Consider the following 1,455-nt stretch of genomic DNA (forward strand, 5'->3'; position numbering starts at 1 on the left):
GGATCAAAGAGCTCAAACTCAACGACGCCAAGCGCATCGCGTTCTTCGACGACGTCATCATGAGACATGAAGACGAGGTCAGGGTCAACGAGAAGGCCGGCCACACAATCGTCCGTGCCGCAAGCAACTATGGTGACCTGCTCAGCTTCTTCGTCATCGGCTCCATCATCTTCATCCTGGTCAACTACCGCACCATAAGCACAGAGGACCTGGTCGGGGTGGTGATGGCCCTGCTCTACATTACCGGCCCGATCGCGGTGATCCTCAATTCCATACCGCAGCTGAGCATCTCGCACGTATCACTGCAGCGGTTCGCCATCCTGTTCAATGAGATTCCCGCCGAGGCCATCGCCAACCACCAGGAGGACGTCCGCCCCTGGAGTGAGGTGAGGTTTGAAAAGGTCTGCTATCGTCATGAGCGCAAGGATGGCACCGGCTTTCAGGTGGGCCCGCTGGATCTGACCATCCGCCGCGGCGAGATTACCTTCATCGTTGGCGGCAACGGTTCCGGAAAATCCACGTTGAGCAAGCTGATTACGCTTCATTACCAGGCCAGCAGCGGTCGCATCCTGTTCGGCGATCAGCAGGTTGGCGATGCCACACTCGGGTCTCTTCGGCAGGGAATTGCGTCGATATACTCCGACTACTATCTATTCGACCGTGTCTTGGGATTGGACGATGCGTCAGCAGGCCCGCGTGTACAGGAATTGTTGCGCGAATTGAAGCTGGACCACAAGATCGCGTTCAGTAATGGGCGATTCTCCACACTGGCCTTGTCCGACGGCCAGCGCCGACGGCTCGCACTGCTCATTGCCGTCCTCGATGACAAGGATCTGTACCTGTTCGACGAATGGGCCGCCGACCAGGACCCGGTGTTCAAGGCAGTTTTCTATCAGGAAATCCTGCCGGCGCTGAAGCAGCGCAACAAGGCCGTTGTTGCCATCAGCCATGATGACCGCTACTTCGATGTTGCCGACCAGATCATCACGCTGGAAGAGGGACTGGTGCATTCCATATGTAATCCACTCACTGCACAGATGGATCATGTCGGTACGCACCAAGGGGTACGGGAGGCGCCTTGAACTCCATGATGTCTGACCTTGGCCACGGACCTGGCCCGCTACAGCGGTCGCCGACTCTCCTGCTGGAGCTGATCTCCGACATGGCTCCTGCCGCCAGGCCGGCCATTCTTGACGCGTGGTGCGAAGCCGATCTGTTTGACGCTCGCTGCTCCCCATCGGTATGCCTGCTGCGATTCGATGTCGACCGCTTCGACAATGGGCTGTTTGCCGCGACTGGAATTGAACAGCCGCCGCAGATCGCCCGTAGCGTGCACCGCCGGCAGGCGGAGTTCTTCTTTGGACGCTTGGTGGCGCGGGCCGCCCTCCAGTTGCAGGGCCTGCAGGTGGCGGGGATTACCATTGGCGATCAGCGGCAGCCTGTGTGGCCAGAAGG

General features: G+C 59.1%; 1 protein-coding gene and 1 pseudogene. Both read left to right on the forward strand.

Annotated elements, in window-relative coordinates; all coding sequences use genetic code 11:
• On the forward strand, positions 1-1,082 hold a 1,082-nt coding region (locus ACXJKH_RS20430), incomplete at its 5' end, for an ATP-binding cassette domain-containing protein (protein WP_457322106.1).
• Between the two features lie 5 nt (positions 1,083-1,087).
• Positions 1,088-1,455 (forward strand): annotated as a pseudogene (locus ACXJKH_RS20435) (hypothetical protein); the annotation flags it as partial.

Source organism: Stenotrophomonas sp. P5_B8, assembly GCF_054049855.1.